General features: G+C 72.8%; 16 protein-coding genes. 2 read left to right on the top strand and 14 right to left on the bottom strand.

The features are described 5' to 3' along the window. The first annotated feature begins 3 nt into the window (after positions 1–3). Positions 4–273, top strand: coding sequence for a protealysin inhibitor emfourin (locus ABZO31_RS10330; RefSeq protein ID WP_406860831.1), 270 nt, complete (start codon positions 4–6; stop codon positions 271–273). Between the two features lie 63 nt (positions 274–336). Here ABZO31_RS10330 and era read toward each other — a convergent pair whose 3' ends face one another. The 9 genes from era to ABZO31_RS10375 all read right to left on the bottom strand — a co-directional run bounded on the left by era (position 337) and on the right by ABZO31_RS10375 (position 8,728). Next, entirely contained in the window at positions 337–1,278 is a 942-nt protein-coding gene (gene era / locus ABZO31_RS10335) for a GTPase Era (protein WP_406860832.1), read from the bottom strand. Between the two features lie 38 nt (positions 1,279–1,316). Continuing rightward, the gene (locus tag ABZO31_RS10340) at positions 1,317–2,258 is read right to left on the bottom strand and encodes a DUF916 domain-containing protein (protein WP_406860833.1); all 942 of its coding nucleotides are present in this window, start codon (positions 2,256–2,258) and stop codon (positions 1,317–1,319) included. 68 nt (positions 2,259–2,326) lie between these two features. Further along, positions 2,327–3,664 carry a beta-xylosidase gene (locus ABZO31_RS10345; RefSeq protein WP_406860834.1) on the bottom strand — a complete coding sequence of 446 codons (1,338 nt, stop codon included), beginning with the start codon at positions 3,662–3,664 and terminating at the stop codon, positions 2,327–2,329. Positions 3,665–3,878: 214 nt separating this feature from the next. Further along, a complete protein-coding gene (locus tag ABZO31_RS10350; protein WP_406860835.1) occupies positions 3,879–4,241 on the bottom strand; it encodes a cytidine deaminase in 363 nt (120 codons plus the stop codon). 31 nt (positions 4,242–4,272) lie between these two features. After that, a complete protein-coding gene (locus ABZO31_RS10355; protein ID WP_406860836.1) occupies positions 4,273–4,626 on the bottom strand; it encodes an MmcQ/YjbR family DNA-binding protein in 354 nt (117 codons plus the stop codon). Next, on the bottom strand, positions 4,623–5,921 hold the full coding sequence (locus ABZO31_RS10360) for a hemolysin family protein (protein WP_406860837.1): 1,299 nt from the start codon (positions 5,919–5,921) through the stop codon (positions 4,623–4,625). Before ABZO31_RS10360 ends, ABZO31_RS10355 begins: the two co-directional genes overlap by 4 nt. A 20-nt stretch (positions 5,922–5,941) precedes the next feature. Next, complete coding sequence (ybeY, locus tag ABZO31_RS10365; protein WP_406860838.1) at positions 5,942–6,439, bottom strand: rRNA maturation RNase YbeY; 498 nt, start codon at positions 6,437–6,439, stop codon at positions 5,942–5,944. A 12-nt stretch (positions 6,440–6,451) separates the two neighbouring features. Further along, positions 6,452–7,486, bottom strand: coding sequence for a PhoH family protein (locus ABZO31_RS10370; protein ID WP_406860839.1), 1,035 nt, complete (start codon positions 7,484–7,486; stop codon positions 6,452–6,454). A gap of 171 nt (positions 7,487–7,657) precedes the next feature. Next, entirely contained in the window at positions 7,658–8,728 is a 1,071-nt protein-coding gene (locus ABZO31_RS10375; RefSeq protein WP_406865309.1) for a carbohydrate kinase family protein, read from the bottom strand. Between the two features lie 300 nt (positions 8,729–9,028). On the opposite strand from ABZO31_RS10375, the gene ABZO31_RS10380 reads away from it, so the two are divergent. Beyond that, entirely contained in the window at positions 9,029–10,267 is a 1,239-nt protein-coding gene (locus ABZO31_RS10380) for an MFS transporter (RefSeq protein ID WP_406860840.1), read from the top strand. Positions 10,268–10,346: 79 nt separating this feature from the next. Here ABZO31_RS10380 and ABZO31_RS10385 read toward each other — a convergent pair whose 3' ends face one another. The 5 genes from ABZO31_RS10385 to ABZO31_RS10405 all read right to left on the bottom strand — a co-directional run bounded on the left by ABZO31_RS10385 (position 10,347) and on the right by ABZO31_RS10405 (position 15,251). After that, complete coding sequence (locus ABZO31_RS10385; protein ID WP_406860841.1) at positions 10,347–11,360, bottom strand: adenosine deaminase; 1,014 nt, start codon at positions 11,358–11,360, stop codon at positions 10,347–10,349. Positions 11,361–11,455: 95 nt separating this feature from the next. Next, positions 11,456–12,358, bottom strand: a complete 903-nt coding sequence (locus ABZO31_RS10390) for a ribonuclease Z (RefSeq protein ID WP_406860842.1) — start codon at positions 12,356–12,358, stop codon at positions 11,456–11,458. Between the two features lie 12 nt (positions 12,359–12,370). Beyond that, positions 12,371–12,730 (bottom strand): histidine triad nucleotide-binding protein, encoded by a 360-nt coding sequence (locus ABZO31_RS10395; protein WP_406860843.1) that lies wholly within the window; start codon positions 12,728–12,730, stop codon positions 12,371–12,373. A gap of 104 nt (positions 12,731–12,834) precedes the next feature. After that, positions 12,835–13,947, bottom strand: coding sequence for a tetratricopeptide repeat protein (locus tag ABZO31_RS10400; RefSeq protein ID WP_406860844.1), 1,113 nt, complete (start codon positions 13,945–13,947; stop codon positions 12,835–12,837). Next, the gene (locus ABZO31_RS10405; protein WP_406860845.1) at positions 13,944–15,251 is read right to left on the bottom strand and encodes an ATP-binding protein; all 1,308 of its coding nucleotides are present in this window, start codon (positions 15,249–15,251) and stop codon (positions 13,944–13,946) included. The genes ABZO31_RS10400 and ABZO31_RS10405 overlap by 4 nt, the downstream gene beginning before the upstream one ends. Between the last annotated feature and the right edge of the window lie 231 nt (positions 15,252–15,482).

Genomic DNA, 15,482 nt, shown 5'->3' on the forward strand with positions numbered 1-15,482 from the left:
CCCATGCGCATCCAGGTACGTCGGACGGGCGGGTTCGCGGGGATCGAGCGGTACGCCGAGCTCGACACCGCGGACCGGCCCGACGCCACGCACGTCGAGGCCCTGGCCCACCGGGCCCTGACCCCGCACGCCGAGGCGAACCCGCCCCGCGTGGTCCCGGACGGCTTCGCCTACGAGATCACGGTCGACGGCCGCTCGGTGAGCCTCCAGGACCCCCACCTCACGGACGACCAGCGCGAGCTGATCCGGCTGATCCTCAAAGAGGGGGCCTGAGGGCCAGGGGCCTCGGCCCCCCGGCCGTCGCAGCTGCTTCGGGGACCCCTTCTCGACGCCGGGCTAGAAGCCGAGCCTCCGCAGCTGCTTCGGGTCGCGCTGCCAGTCCTTGGCGACCTTCACATGGAGGTCGAGGAAGACCGGGGTGCCGAGCAGCGCCTCGATGTGCTTGCGGGACTTCATCCCGACCTCCTTCAGGCGGCTGCCCTTCGGGCCGATGATGATCCCCTTCTGGCTGGGGCGCTCGATGTAGACGTTCGCGTGGATGTCGAGCAGCGGCCGGTCCGCCGGACGGCCCTCGCGGGGCAGCATCTCCTCGACGACCACGGCGATCGAGTGCGGCAGCTCGTCCCGTACGCCCTCGAGCGCGGCCTCGCGGATCAGCTCCGCGACCATGACCTGCTCGGGCTCGTCGGTGAGGTCGCCCTCCGGGTACAGCGGCGGGGACTCCGGCAGCAGCGGGACCAGCAGATCCGCGACGAGCTGCACCTGCTTGTCGCCGACGGCCGAGACCGGCACGATCTGCGCCCACTCGATGCCCAGCTCCCTGCCGAGCTGGTCGATCGCGATGAGCTGCTCGGCGAGGGTCTTGGAGTCGACCAGGTCGGTCTTGGTGACGATCGCGACCTTGGGGGTCTTCTTGATCCCGGCGAGCTCCTTGGCGATGTACCGGTCGCCGGGGCCGAGCTTCTGGTCGGCGGGCAGGCAGAAGCCGATCACGTCGACCTCGGCCCACGTCGTGCGCACGACGTCGTTGAGCCGCTCGCCGAGCAGCGTGCGCGGCTTGTGGAGCCCCGGCGTGTCGACCAGGATCAGCTGCGCGTCCGGCCGGTGCACGATGCCGCGCACGGTGTGCCGGGTGGTCTGCGGCCGGTTCGAGGTGATGGCCACCTTCTGACCGACCAGAGCGTTCGTGAGGGTGGACTTGCCCGCGTTGGGGCGGCCGACGAAGCAGGCGAAGCCGGCCCGGTGGACGGCTTCGGTTTCAGGAGTGCGAGCGCTCATGGGGGCCATTGTCCCCGATGCGCGGGGCCGGGACGTACTCAGTGCCCGGCGGCCGCCCTGCGCCGGCGCAGCAGTGCCCAGCCGCCCGCTCCGGTGCCGAGGACGAGCAGCACGACGCCGACCAGCCACGGCAGCGCCAGGAACGACGCGTGCGCCGACTCCCGCACGTCCTTGGCGGTGGCCGTGAGGGTGACCTGCCCCCAGTCGAACTGGGGCGCGTCCGTCCAGCGCTCGGTGAGCCGGATCTTCTGCCGGGGCAGCAGTTCGGCCGGGATCCGCGCGAGGTCCCGGTCGAGCAGGGTCCGCCCGAAGACGCCCTCGGCACGCAGCGCGACCCGCGGGTTGAGGGTGACGTTGCCACGGTTGTGCAGCGTGTACGAGACGAGCGCGCTGCTCTCGCGGGTGCCGGGGACGACGGGCCGGTCCTGGTCGAGGGTGACGTCCTCGACGCTGAGCGCGGGGACGGTGGGCCCGTTGACCCGCAGGTACACGCGGGCGCCGACGGCGCGCTGCACGCCGACCGCGACGGAGCCGCCGCCGGAGGCGATGCGCTCGTCGAGGGCGACGACGGCCCCGGGGTGGTCGCCGGGCTCGGCGTCGGCGGGGACGGCGAGGGTGAAGGGCACGGTCACCCAGCTGCGGGCGGGGACGGTGACGCGGTCGTGGGAGAGCCTGATCCAGGCCCCGGCGCCAGTCTGCTTCTCCTCGCGGGTGCGGACGGCGAAGCCTCCGTCGCGCGCGGTGTTGTAGGCGTCGGCGCCGTAGAGGCGGAAGGTCAGCGGGGCGGCGGTCTTGTTGCTGACGGTCACCCGGTCGGTGACCGTGCCGCCGGCATCGGCGGAGAGGTAGAAGTACGGCCGGCTGCCGAGCTCGGAGGCGGCGGGGAAGACCGCCCATTCGCCGTTCTCGGCCGCGTGGGCGGTCGGCGCGCCGAGGAGGACGAGGAGGGCGCCGACGAGGATCGCGTAGAGCGTGCGCACGGTGCGGGACTCCCGGGGTCGAAGGCGGGCCGACCGGGTGCGCGCCCGGCCCGCTGGGTGTGCGTCGGTCACGTGAGGGTCAGCGTGAGCAGACCGGAGTACGCGCCGGGTGCCGTGAACGCCGGGACGTCCAGGGAGAGTCCGGCGTCGACGGTGAACTCGCCGCCGGTGACCGCACCGTTCGGCGTCGACGCGAGGGTCGCGCCGCCGCCGCCCAACGGTCCGGCCGTGCCCGGGACGCAGGTGCTGGGGCTGCCGGCCTTGGTGGTGCAGGCCGGGGTCCAGCTCAGCTTCCCGGCGCCGATGGCGCCGCCGGGTCCGGTGAAGTCGGTGACCTTGCCGGTCAGGGACCAGCCCGCGGGGCCGCCGCGGAAGTCCTTGACGGTGACCGTCCTGAGGTCGCCGGTGGCCGCGCCGCCCTGGCCGAAGTCCACCGAGGACAGCGCGACGGTGTCGCCGGCCTGGGTCATCGACAGCTCGCCCGCGGTGACCGCCGCGTCGATCCTCTGGCTGCCGGGCGGGGGCGGGGTGTCGTCGATGACGGTGTACGTGACGGGTCCGGCGCCCTTCTCGGGGTCCCAGGCCGCGCCCTCGTACGCCACGATCCCGCTGGTCGCCTTGTCGTTCACCGTCAGGCGGGCGACGAAGCCGCCCTCGCTGTCGGTGGTGACCGTCATCGTGTCGGCGGTCGCGGCCGCGCCGGCCCGGCCGGTGACGGTGACCTCGGCGAGCGGGGTGAACTTGGCGCCGGTCACGGTGACCCGGTCGCCGGGTGCGCCGGAGGCGGTGCCGAGGGAGATGTTCCGCTCGTTGGCGCCGGGCTGCTCCGTGGCCACGACGGTCTCGGAGACCGGTGCGGGCGGGTTCGTGACCGTACAGGGGGTGTCCAGCTCCATGAGGTAGCTGGTGTGGATGTTGTAGTCGCCGGGCGACAGGGTGATCGAGCCGGGCTGGGTGACCGTGAAGGTGCCGGTCATGGAGAACGGCGGGAAGGCGCCCTTGCCGGGGACCGGGTCGTTCTTCTTGGGCCCGGCGACGGTGACCGCGCCGGACTGGGCGCCGCCGAGGGTCACCTTGCCGGTCGGGGTCATGATGTCGGCCGGCAGGGCCAGGTCGACGGGGTTGGACGCGGCGGGCTTGGTCACCTTGTAGGTGACGGTGACCGTGTCGCCGACCTTGGGCGTCGGGTTGTCGACGGTGATCTCGGCGGTGGTGGTGCCGTCGATGGGCGGGATGCCGGCGATCGGCGGCGGCACGCAGTGCGTCGCGAAGTCGACCGGGGCCGACGCGAGCGCCGCGGCGCCGGCGGGCGCGGCGAGGGTGCCGCCGCCGGCGAGCACGAGAGCGGTGACGCCGAGGGCGGCGGTCCAGCGCCGTCTTCGGGTCCTGGTCCTGAGCAGTGCCATGTGTGCCCCTCCTCTGGGATGAGAGGGCGCCATTGACGGCCGGGCCGCGAGAGAAGTCAATGGAATCGAAATGCACCGACTGATGACCCATCAGATACTGTCAAGATCGGACATCGGGATCCGGCAAGATCGCCCTTTCCGCAGGTGGGGGCGTATACGAAACGGGGCCCGGCATTCCGCCGGACCCCGCTGGACTTCTCGGTTCGCGTGACGGTCAGCCCGCGGTGACCGCGGCGCGCAGCACGCCGTCCGGGCCGGCCAGCAGTACCGGGGTCTCCGGGCCGCCCAGGTCGCGCACCGCGGCACGGTCCTCGTCCGACGCGGCCTCGGCGCTGGAGACCACGGCCGCGGCCTCCAGCGACTGCGCGCCGCTGGCGACGGCCATGGCCACCGCGGTCTGCAGCGCGCTCAGCTTCAGCGACTCCAGGGCGACGGTCCCGGCGACGTACGTACGGCCGGTCTCGTCGCGGACCGCCGCGCCCTCCGGCACCCCGTTGCGGGCGCGGGCGCTGCGCGCCAGCGTGATGATCTTGAGGTCCTCGGCGCCGAGGTCGCCGTGCTCGCGGTTGAGTGTCATGCCCCGAGCATAGGCGCGCGGGCGGCGCGCCCTACGGGCGGTCGAGCTTCAGTCGCTCCGCCCGCGGCAGACCCGCGACGACGATGTCGTACGAGTCCTCGATCAGCTCCTTGACCAGCTGCTCCGGCAGCTCGCCGACGGTCACCGTGTTCCAGTGCCGCTTGTTCATGTGGTAGCCGGGCGCGACCGCCGGATACTCCTCCCGGAGCCGTACCGCGTCGTCCGGATCGCACTTGAGGTTGACCGTCAGCGGCTCCGCGTCCAGGTGGCTGAGGGCGAACATCTTGCCCCGCACCTTGAAGACGGAGATCTCCGGGCGGAACGGGAACTCCTCGGTGGCGGCGTTGAAATCGAGGCAGAAGCCCCGAAGCTCCTCGGGTGTCACGCCGGCTCCCCCTCCGTCCCGCCCACGGGCTCGACAAGGACGGTCACGATCTTGTTCCGGCGACCGGCCGGCGACTCGGCCGTCAGCCGCAGCGTGCGCGCGTCGGGCAGCTCGACGACGGCGGAGGCACCCGCGATCGGGACGCGCCCGAGCGCCTTGGCGAGCAGCCCGCCGACCGTCTCCACGTCCTCGTCGTCGTACTCGTCCGCGCCGAAGCCGTACAGCTCGCCGAGGTCACCGATGTCGAGCCGGGCCGTGACCCGGTAGCGGTCGTCGCCCAGCTCCTGGACCGGCGGCAGCTCACGGTCGTACTCGTCGGTGATCTCGCCGACGATCTCCTCGAGGATGTCCTCGATGGTGACGATGCCGGCCGTGCCGCCGTACTCGTCGATCACCACGGCCACGTGGTTGCGCTCCTGCTGCATCTCGCGCAGCAGATCGCCGGCGTTCTTCGTGTCGGGCACGAACGCCGCCGAACGCATCGCCGTCGACACGACGTCCGCCTCGGCCTCGCGGTTGATGTGCGTCTTGCGGACCAGGTCCTTGAGGTACACGATGCCGACGATGTCGTCCTCGTTCTCCCCGGTCACCGGGATGCGCGAGAAACCGGAGCGCAGCGCCAGCGTCAGCGCCTGCCGGATCGTCTTGTACCGCTCGATGCAGACCAGGTCCGTGCGCGGCACCATCACCTCGCGCACCAGCGTGTCGCCGAGCTCGAAGACCGAGTGCACCATCCGGCGCTCCTCGTCCTCGATCAGCTGCTCCTGCTCGGCCAGGTCGACCATGGCCCGCAGCTCGGCCTCGGAGGCGAAGGGGCCCTTGCGGAAGCCCTTGCCGGGGGTGAGCGCGTTGCCGATGAGGATCAGCAGCTGCGGGATCGGCCCCATGACCCTGGCGAGCGGCAGCAGCACGTAGGCGGCGGCCGTCGCCGTGTTCAGCGGGTGCTGGCGTCCGATCGTGCGCGGCGAGACGCCGACGGCGACGTACGAGACGAGCACCATCACCACGATCGCGACGAGCAGCGCCTCCCAGGTCTCCTCGAAGGCCTCCAGGCAGGCGTACGTGACGAGGACCCCGGCCGCCATCTCGCAGGCGACCCGGACGAGCAGGGCCACGTTGAGGTAGCGGGTGGGGTCGGAGGCGATCTGCGCCAGCTTGTCGGCGCCGCGTCGGCCGGACCGTACGGCCTCGGCGGCGCGGAAGCTGGAGACGCGGGCGATTCCGGCCTCGGCGCAGGCCGCCAGCCAGGCCACCACGATCAGGGCGACCGCGCCGAAGATGAGTGAAGCGTCCATCGGGGAGCCGTGACCCCGGGTCAGGAGACGGTCGGCGCCGGCGACGGGCCGGTCAGGCCCTTGTCCGCGCGCCAGCCGTCGACGATCGCCGCCTGCAGGCCGAACATCTCGGCCTTCTCGTCCGGCTCCTCGTGGTCGTAGCCGAGCAGGTGCAGCACTCCGTGCACGGTGAGCAGCTGGAGCTCCTCGTCCATGGAGTGCCGCGTCGGGGCGTCCTCGCCCTGCTTCTTGGCGACCTCGGGGCAGAGCACGATGTCGCCGAGGAGCCCCTGCGGGGGCTCCTCGTCGTCCTTGGCCGGCGGGCGCAGCTCGTCCATCGGGAAGGACATGACGTCCGTCGGGCCCGGCAGATCCATCCACTGGATGTGGAGCTGCTCCATCGCCTCGGCGTCCACCACGATCACCGACAGCTCGGAGAGCGGGTGGATGCGCATCCGTGCCAGCGCGTAGCGGGCGATGTCGAGGATCGCCTGCTCGTCGACCTCGGTTCCGGACTCGTTGTTGACGTCGATCGACATGTCGCGCTGTGACTACTTCCCGTTTGAGCCGCCGGAGCCGTTCCGGCTGTCGTACTTCTCGTACGCGTCGACGATACGGCCGACGAGCTTGTGCCGTACGACATCCTGCGACGTGAGCATCGAGAAGTGGACGTCCTGGACGCCGTCGAGGATGTCCCGCACCTGGCGCAGACCGCTCTTCGTGCCGCCCGGCAGGTCGACCTGGGTGATGTCACCGGTGATGACGATCTTCGAGTCGAAGCCGAGACGGGTGAGGAACATCTTCATCTGCTCGGGGTTCGTGTTCTGCGCCTCGTCGAGGATGATGAACGCGTCGTTGAGCGTCCGGCCTCGCATGTACGCCAGCGGCGCGACCTCGATCGTCCCGTTCGCCATCAGCTTGGGGATCGAGTCGGGGTCGAGCATGTCGTGCAGCGCGTCGTAGAGCGGCCGCAGGTACGGGTCGATCTTCTCGTAGAGCGTGCCGGGCAGGAAGCCGAGCCGCTCGCCCGCCTCGACGGCCGGCCGGGTCAGGATGATCCGGGTGACCTGCTTGGACTGCAGGGCCTGGACCGCCTTGGCCATGGCCAGGTACGTCTTGCCGGTGCCGGCGGGGCCGATGCCGAACACGATGGTGTGCTTGTCGATGGCGTCGACATAGCGCTTCTGGTTCAGGGTCTTGGGCCGGATCGTGCGCCCGCGGCTGGAGAGGATGTTCTGGGTGAGGACCTCGGCGGGCGTCTCGCTCGGGCCGCCCCCGTCCTCGCTCGCCTTGAGCATGGCGATCGAGCGTTCCACTGCGTCCTCCGTCATCGGCTGACCGGTGCGGAGCACCAGCATCATCTCGTCGAACAGGCGCTGGATCAGGGCGACTTCCGCCGCGTCACCGGTCGCCCGGACCTCGTTGCCCCGGACATGTATGTCGGCGGCCGGGAACGCCTTCTCGATCACGCGGAGCAGGGCGTCGCCGGAGCCGAGAACGGTCACCATCGGGTGCTTGGCGGGCACGGTGAACCGCGCCTGCGCCTGCCCCGGCACTCCCTCGTGGGCTGTGGATGTCTGAGTCATGGGCCGGCACTGTGGCCTGCACATACCTCCCGTTGCAGGGTTCTCGCTGCTCGACAACCTCTCGAGTACCAAGCCTACGACTTGCCGCTGACAAGGCCGAAGCGTTTTCCGCGGGCCTCTGGGCGGGGGACCCGTTCCCGGGCGGGGCCGGCTGCGGGCGGGGGCAGGCCTCTAGGCGGGGGCGGCCCGGAAGCCGATGGTGGGCACGGCCCGGCGCAGCGGCCAGGGACGGGCCTCGGCGGGCAGCAGCGGCTCCAGGAAGGCGTACCGGTCGCGCAGCGCCGCCGGGTCCTGGCCGGCGTGCTCCCGGACGGTGTGCCACCAGCCCGCGACCTCGCCCCAGCCGGGCGCGGACAAGGACCCGCCGAACTCCTGCACCGACAGGGCCGCGATCAGCCCGGCGAAGGCGAGCCGGTCGGCGAGCGGCCAGCCGGCGAGGGTCCCCGTGACGAACCCGGCCACGAAGACGTCCCCGGCGCCGGTCGGATCGAGCGCGGACACCTGGATCGCCGGCACCTCTGCGGTCTCGCCGCTCCCGCCGTCGACGGCGTACGCGCCCTCCGCGCCCAGCGTGACGACCGCGTACCGCACCTTGTCGGCCAGCGCGCGGGCGGCGGCGCGGGGGCAGTCGGACCGGGTGTACCGCATGGCCTCCTCGGCGTTCGGCAGGAACGCCTCGCAGTGGGCGAGGTCGGGCAGCGAGGCGAGGTCCCAGCGGCCGGTGTCGTCCCAGCCGACGTCGGCGAAGATCCGGGCCCCGGAGTGGTGGGCGCGGGCGATCCACTCCTCGCTGCGCCCCGGCGCGAGGGAGGCGACGGCGGCCCGGGCGTGCGGCGGGTACGGGGGCGGGGCGGCGCCGGCCAGGGGCGGGGCGTCGTGCCCGTGCGACACCATGGTCCGCTCGCCCTCGTAGGCCATGGAGACGGTGACGGGGGAATGCCAGCCGGGAACGGTCCGGGACAGGGAGAGGTCGATCCCCTCCCCCTGCTCCAGGGCGTCCCAGCAGTACTCGCCGTAGTGGTCGTCGCCGAAGGCCGCGGCGAGCGAGGTCCGCAGCCCGAGCCGGGCGAGGGCGGTGGCCATGTTGGCGACGCCGCCGGGGCTGGACCCCATGCCGCGGGCCCAGGACTCGGTGCCGCGGACGGGGGCGCTGTCGAGCCCGGTGAAGATGATGTCCAGGAAGACCATGCCGGTCAGGAACACGTCGCAGGGCGGGTCGGAGGGACCACGCAGGGCGTCCAACGGGTCGACCCCGGCGGTGCGTTCGCTCTCGGCTCCCCTGGTGCTCACGGCAGGCTCCCGGTGATGGTGCGGATCAGGTCAGTGTGCCTGAAGGGGGCGACGGGAAGACCGGGACGCGACGCGAAAGCCGAGTCGTCTACCCCGACCCTTCCACCCCAAACCCCATAGTGACCCACACCACACCAACAGGGTGACCGGAACACCTTCACCCCGCGCTCCAGCGCTTGATACAAGTGGTCCCGCGATCCCGTGGAACACCGGGCGCTCCACCCCTTCTCGCCCCTTGTTCCAGGAACGCCCATGTCGTCGCGCCCGCAGCCGCTCCGGTCCCTCGTCGCCCTTTTCACGGCCGGCTACACCGCCCCGTACCTCCTGCCCACCGTCGTCGGACGTCTCGCCACGGGCCTGGGCCTCACCCCGACACAGGCGGGCCTGGCGGGCTCCGCCCTGCTCCTCGCCTCGGCCTGCGCGGGCTTCGCCCTGGCCGGCCGCGTGGACCGCATCGGGCCGCGCACAGCGGCGCGGGCGGGCCTGCTGGCGATGATCTGCGGCTACGGCACGGCAGCGGCGACGGGGCTCGTCCCACTGGTCCTGGCGGGCGCGGTGCTCGGCGGCTTCGGCTCGGGCACGGTGACGGCGGTGGCCGCGTCGGGCATCGCCGCCCGCCACGATCCGCACCGCGCCTCGGCGCTGGGCCTGCTGTCGGTCTCGGCGACGGCGGGCGCGCTGTACCTGACGCTGCCGCGGCTGGGCACCGGCCACGGCCTGGCGTTCGCGGCGATCGCGACGGTGGCGGCGGCGGCGTGGCCGGGCACGAGGAGTCTGTCGTCCGCGACGAGGCGGCAGGAGCCGGAATCCCCGGGAGACACCCCCCGCCGACGCCTCCCCCACCTTCTCCCCGGCACGATCCTGACCGCCACCCTCGTCCTCTGGTCCCTGGCCCAGAACGCCCTGTGGGGCGTGAGCGGCCGGATCGGGGTCACGCAGGCGGGCCTGAGCGAGGTGACGGTCGGCGCGGTGTTCGCGGCGGCCCTGGGCGCGGGCCTGGCGGGCGTGACGGCGGCGAGAGCCCTGGGCGAACGCCTGGGCAAGGCGCTGCCGATCGGCGCGGGAACGGCCCTCATCGCCGCCTGCGTGGCGGTGAGCGCGGGGGCGAGGGACCTGCCGTCCTTCGCCGCCGGCGAGATGGCGTGGAACGCGATGTACCCGCTGGTCCTGTCGTACGTCATCGCCCTGTCCGCGACCCTGGACCCGGGCGGCCGCTGGACGATCCTGGCAGGAGCGGCATCGTCCCTGGGCGTGGCCTGCGGCCCGGCGGTCGGCACGGCCCTGTCCGAAGCTCTGGGCTACCCGGCGATGGGCGCGACCCTGGCCGCCCTCCTCCTGGCAACAGCCGTCCCCCTGACGGCAGTAGCCCGCAGGACGGCCCTCCGCGCTCCCGCCCCGCAGCCTCTGACCGAACTGGACCTCCCCCACCCGAAGACCCACGAGTCCCAGCCCGCGTACACGCTGGCGCAGCCGAGCACGGGCGGTCTGTGACGGGCGGGGTGGGACAGGGCGCGGTGGGACAGGGCGCGGTGGGAGAGGGCCGGGGCGGAACCCCGTCTGCTGCCCCGTCCTACCCGAAGTCGTGCCCCTCCACCTCTGCCAGGTACCGGCGGCGCCGGTCCTCGTCGTCGTCCAGGAAGGACGCCTCGAACGAGTTCCGCGCCAGGACGCGCAGCTGCTCGGCGTCCAGGCCCAGCTCCGCACGCACCGCGTCGAAGTTGTCGCCCACGTAGCCGCCGAAGTACGCCGGGTCGTCCGAGTTGACCGTGACCACAAGACCCGCGGCCAGCATGGCCGGCAGGGGGTGGTCGGCCAGTGTGTCGACGGCCCGCAGCCGCACATTGGACAGCGGGCACAACGTCAGCGGCACCCGCTCCCGCACCAGCCGCTCCACCAGCTCCGGGTCCTCCATCGACCGCAGCCCGTGGTCGACCCGCTCCACCCCGAGCACGTCCAGCGCCTCGCGGACGTACTCCGCCGGCCCCTCCTCGCCCGCGTGCGCGACCCGCCGCAGCCCGAGCGCCGCGGCCGCCTCGTACACCTCGCGGAACTTCGCCGGCGGATGTCCGACCTCCGCCGAGTCGAGCCCGACCCCGGTGATCCGGTGCAGATACGGCTTCGCCGCCTCCAGCGTCTCCAGCGCCGACTCCGCCGACTCGTCCCGCAGGAAGCACATGATCAGCCGCGTCGAGACGCCGTGCCGCTCCTCGCTCCGGTCGAGCGCCGCGGCCAGGCCCTCCACGACCGTGCCCATCGGCACGCCCCGCGCCATATGCGCCTGCGGGTCGAAGAAGATCTCGGCGTGCCGGACCCCCTGCGCGGCCGCACGCGCGAGGTACGCGTCGGCCAGCTCCGTGAAGTCCTCCGCGGTCCGCAGCACCGCCATGAGGCCGTAGTACAGATCCAGGAACGACTGCAGATCGCCGAAGCGGTACGCCGCCCGCAGCTCCTCCGTGTCGCGGTACGGCAGCTCGACGCCGTTGCGCTCGGCGAGCGCGAACGCCAGCTCGGGTTCGAGCGTGCCCTCGATGTGGAGGTGCAGCTCGGCCTTGGGGACGGGACGGGGGGTGGTCCGGTCGTTCATCGTTCCTACGTTTCCGCGATTCCGCGATCCGCGTTTCCGCGTGCTCCTCGCCGTTCTCGCCGCTGTTCGCCGTGCTGCGCAGCTCTTCGCCGCTCTTACCGTTTCGGGACCGGCACCCGCGCCAGGTCCTGCGCGATCGTCAACTCCCCCTCGAACCCGGCCGCCCGCGCCTGCCGCTCGAACTCCGCCGGGTCGCCGTACCGCTGCGAGAAGTGCGTGAGCACGAGGTGCCGCACCCCGCCGTCCCGCGCCACCGCGGCCGCCTGACCTGCGGTCAGATGGCCGTGGTCGGTCGCGAGCGCCACGTCCTCGTCGAGGAACGTGGACTCGATGACCAGCAGGTCGCACCCCTCCGCGAGCGCGTACACCCCGTCGCACAGCCGCGTGTCCATGACGAACGCGAACCGCTGCCCGCGCCGCACCTCGCTCACGTCGTCGAGGGTGACCCCGTCGAGCACGCCCTCGCGCTGGAGCCGGCCCACGTCGGGGCCCTTGATGCCGTGCTCGGCGAGCTTCTCGGGCAGCATCCGCCGCCCGTCGGGCTCGACGAGCCGGTAGCCGAAGGACTCCACGGGGTGGGACAGCCGCCGCGCGTCCAGTGTGTACGCGGGCGTCTCCGCGAGCACCCCGTCCGCCGCGACGGGCGCCTCCGTCAGCCGCACGGTCTCCCGGTACGCCGTGGCGTACCGCAGCCGTTCGAAGAAGTGCTGCCCGCTCGCCGGGTAGTGCGCGGTGACCGGGTGCGGCACCTGGTCGAGGTTGATCCGCTGGATCACCCCGGCCAGCCCCAGGGAGTGGTCCCCGTGGAAATGCGTGACACAGATCCGGTCGATGTCATGGGCCGCCACCCCCGCCCGCAGCATCTGCCGCTGCGTGCCCTCGCCGGGATCGAAGAGGATGCCCTCGCCGTCCCAGCGGAGCAGATAGCCGTTGTGGTTGCGGTGCCGCGTCGGCACCTGGCTGGCGGTGCCGAGGACGACGAATTCGCGTACGGACAAGGGAGCTCCGGACTATCCGGGCGGCCAGTTCAGACCGCGGCCGCCCAGCACGTGCGCATGGGCGTGCCACACGGTCTGCCCCGCGCCGCTGCCGGTGTTGAACACGATCCGGTAGCCGGTCTCGTCGACCTTGTCGAGCTCGGCGACCTCGCGGGCCTCGCGCAGGATGTCCGCCGCGATCTGCGGCTCGGCGGCGGCCAGCGCGGCGGCGTCGGGGTAGTGCACCCGCGGGATGACCAGGACGTGCGTGGGCGCCTGCGGGTTGATGTCCCGGAACGCGACGGTGGTCTCGGTCTCCCGCACGATGGTCGCGGGCACCTCTCCGCCGACGATCTTGCAGAACAGGCAGTCGCTCTGCGGCTCTCCGGCCATGGACCGGGCCTCCCTCGATCAGTGACGACGATCAGCGGTCCAGTGATCCAGTGATCCACTGATCAGTACTCCGGCATGCTATCGGCCGGTTCGGACCCCCCGGCCTACGCCCGCCCCGGCTCGCGTCGCCGCAGCGCCCCCCGGCTGACCCAGTACGTGATCACCATGCCCCAGAACAGCAGGGAGCCGAGCGCCCCGACGAACGCCGAGTCCACCCCCCACAGCGCCATCGAGAGGACCGAGTACAGGCCCAACAGCCCCACCGCGGCCGCCATCGCCAGCACCGGCCGGCAGCTCCGCGCCACCAGCAGCAGCGGCCGCCGCACCCGCGGCGGCACCCGGCGCACCACCCACAGCGCCCAGCCGCCCCAGGCCCCGACGAGCACCGCCGCGCCGACCAGCAGTGGCACCACCGCGTCGGCGCCCGAGCCACCGGTGCGCAACGGCGCGGAGCCGAGCGCGGCGGCGAGGAAGCCGATCAGGGCCACCCAGCGCGCCCCGGCGGCGGTCCCCCATGCCATGGTCTCCAGGTTGTACCGGGCCTCCTTGTCGTCCCGGTCGAGCGCAGCGGACTCGACGAAGCCCACCGCCGCCTTGGTCCAGGCGCCGCGTTTGAACCACCGGCGGCGCATATGGATCAGCGAGAGGTTGTTGTGCGCCTCGCTGCTCTCCGGGTTGAGCCGCAGCGCCGTCTCGTACGCCCGCTGCGCGGTCCTGTGGTCGCCGAGGCGCTGTGCGGTGATCCCGACGAGGAAGTGCGCCGCGTCCTCCTCGGGGGCGAGCGCGACGGCCCGGCGCGCCGCCTCGTACGCCTCGGCCCTGCGGTTCCTGGCGCCGGACCAGTCGACGGGGCGGCGCGCGGCCGCGGCCACGGTCCGGTCGAGGGCCGCGCCGAGCGCGTAGTGGCTGCCCCAGTGCTGCGGGGCGAGTTCGACGGCCCGCCGGGCGGTCAGCTCGGCCTCGGGGTACGCCTCCAGCGCGAGCAGCACGTCCGTACGCACCATCAGGGCCGTCAGGGAGTCCGGTGCGGCCCGCAGCGCCTCGTCCACGGTGGCCAGCGCGTCGGCGTCCTTGCCGAGCCGGTGCCGGCAGCGGGCGAGGAGCACGAGGGCGGCCGCGTCGTCCGGTTCGGTCGCCAGGTGCTGGGCGGCGAGGGCTGCGGCCCCCTCGTACCGCCCCGCGTCGTACAGCGCGTCGGCGCGCAGCAGGGCGGTCACAGCTTGCGCTTCTTCTTGAGGTACGCGAGGAGGTCGTCGTACGTGCCGCCGTCGTTGGCGAACATGGCGACGTTGCGTGCCGAGGCGAACCAGGGGTCGGTCGACGGGCGGATCTGCCGCGCCGCGTCCATCAGATCCTTGGTGCCGATCATGCGGACCTGTCCGCTGCGCGCCGAGTCGAGGAGCGCGGCCTCGGCGGCGGTCTCGCACAGGTGCGCCAGGTCGGCGCCGGAGAAGTCCTCCGTGACCTTGACGAGCTTGCCGACGTCGACCGACTCGATGGGCCGCTCGCGCAGGTGGTAGCGGAGGATCGCCTCGCGGGCGGGCGCGTCCGGCGGCAGCACGAGCAGGGTGCGGTCGAGGCGGCCGGGGCGGCGCAGCGCGAGGTCCACGTCCCAGGGGACGTTGGTGGCGGCGAGCACGAACACACCCTCGTTACCGCCGCTGTCGATGCCGTCGAGCTCGGTGAGCAGCTGGTTGACGACGTTGCGCAGCCCGCTGTGGTGGGTACGGGAGCGCTTCGCGCCCAAGGCGTCCAGCTCGTCGAGGAAGACCACGCAGGGGGCTTTGCGGCGGGCCGTCTGGAAGATGTCGTGGACGTTCTTCTCGGAGGTGCCGATCCACATGTCGAGGATGTCCGAGAGGGAGATCGACAGGAAGTTGGCGCCGAGTTCGCCGGCGACGGCGCGGGCGATGAAGGTCTTGCCGCAGCCGGGCGGGCCGTACAGGAGCAGGCCGCCGCGGAGCGACTTGCCGTACAGCTTGCGCAGTTCGGGGTTGCGCATGGGGGCGAGGAAGGCGGCCTCCAGTCGCTCCTTGACGTCCTGCATGCCGCCGACGTCGGCGAGACGTACGGCCCCGGGCGCGTCGACGTCCCACGCGGACACGTCCCCGGGATCGTTGCCGGCCCCGTCGGCGGCGAGCGGCTCGTCCGCGAACCGGGGCCCGACAAGATCACCGACCTGCTGCTCGGCGGCTGCCCAGTCGAAGGTGGGGGCGGGGGCGGGGACTTCGGGGTCGGCGGGCGCCGCAGGGGGTGCGGGGGCGGCGGGCGGCGCCGGGGGCGCGGGGGTGGCAGGGGCGGCCGGTGGCATCCCCATGGCGCGCACCATCAGCGCCCGGGCGGCCGGGTCGCCCGGCGCGTGCTGCAGGGCGACGGCGGCCTCCGCGACGGCCTCGTCGTTCCGCCCCTCGGCCAGCAGCAGTTCGGCGAAGTGCAGCCGCAGGGGCACGTCGGCGGGCGCGGCCGCCACGGCGGCACGCAGGCTGTGGATCAGAGGAGACTCGGATGACTCGTCGGACATGCCACCACCCTAGGGAGGGAACGGGGTACCCCGTCCAGCGGGTGCGCACGGCCCATCGGGATTCCGCACCGGAGGCCGCCCGTCACGGCGGCGACGGCCACCGACAGACGGAGCCTGCCGATGACACCCGGCCGGTCAGCCCCACGTCAGGACCGACAGGCCGCACGCTGCCGCCGGTCAAGACCAGCGCCCCGCGCACCCCGCCACAAGACGCCGACCGACACGACCCAC

This window comes from Streptomyces solicamelliae (assembly GCF_045348655.1).
In the GTDB taxonomy this organism is placed as follows: Bacteria; Actinomycetota; Actinomycetes; order Streptomycetales; family Streptomycetaceae; genus Streptomyces; species Streptomyces solicamelliae.